This window comes from Mycobacterium sp. E796 (genome assembly GCF_001672815.1).
GTDB lineage: Bacteria > Actinomycetota > Actinomycetes > Mycobacteriales > Mycobacteriaceae > Mycobacterium.
Genome location: NZ_LZKK01000341.1, coordinates 1 through 1,125 on the forward strand (window position 1 = coordinate 1; position 1,125 = coordinate 1,125).

Annotated in this window: 1 protein-coding gene; it reads left to right on the forward strand. The window is 69.2% G+C overall.

Annotation, left to right across the window (positions count from 1 at the left end; all coding sequences use genetic code 11):
* Positions 1 to 1,125: amino acid adenylation domain-containing protein (locus tag A5706_RS28120; protein ID WP_156767388.1), on the forward strand; the 1,125-nt coding region annotated here is incomplete at both ends.

Sequence of the window (1,125 nt, forward strand, 5' to 3'; positions counted from 1 at the left end):
GTGCCGATCGATCCGGCGGTGCCGGAGGCCCGGATGCAGTTCGTGCTCGGCGACGCCGCGCCGGTCGCGGCGATCACTACCGCGGAGTACCGCCCGCGGCTTGAGGGACGTGGCTTGCTGGTCGTCGACGTTGATGATCGCGGTGTGGTCGGGCAACCTAGCGCGGCGTTGTCGGTGGCGGCGCCGGATGACGTTGCCTACATCATCTACACCTCGGGCACGACCGGCACCCCTAAGGGCGTCGCGGTCCCGCATGGCAACGTCACCCGGTTGCTGGACACGTTGGCCGGCGAGATGGATTTGGTGGGTCGGGTGTGGTCGCAGTGTCATTCGTTGGCGTTCGATTTCTCGGTGTGGGAGATCTGGGGTGCGCTGCTGTTCGGTGGGCGGGTGGTGGTGGCGCCCGACTCGGTGGTGCGCTCGCCCGAGGACCTGCACGCGCTGCTGGTGACCGAACGGGTCAGTGTGTTGAGCCAGACGCCGTCGGCGTTTTATGCCCTGCAGGCCGCCGATGCGTTGCAGCCCGAGTTGGCGTCGCGGTTGGCGCTGGAGGCGGTGGTGTTCGGCGGGGAGGCGCTCGAACCGCAGCGGTTGCGGGCGTGGCTGGACAGTCACCCTGGTGGGCCGCGGTTGATAAATATGTATGGCATCACCGAGACGACGGTGCATGCCTCGTTCCGCGAGATCGTCGCCGAGGACGTCGACACGGCCGTCAGCCCGATCGGGGTGCCGCTGGGCCACCTGGGTTTCTTCGTGCTCGACGGGTCGCTGCAGCCCGTGCCCGCCGGCGTGGTCGGCGAGCTGTACGTCGCCGGCGCCGGCTTGGCGCACGGATACGTCGGGCGGGCGGGTTTGACCGCGACGCGGTTCGTCGCGTGTCCGTTCGTCAGCGCGGGAGCGCCGGGACAAAGGATGTACCGCACCGGCGACCTGGTGTGTTGGGGCGCCGACGGGCAGCTGCGCTACATGGGGCGTGCCGATGAGCAGGTCAAGATCCGCGGCTATCGCATCGAGCTGGGCGAGGTCCAGGCGACACTGAACGGGCTCGACGGCGTCGAGCAGGCGGTGGTGATCGCCCGCGAGGACCGCCCCGGCGACAAGCGCCTGGTGGGTTACGTGACCGGG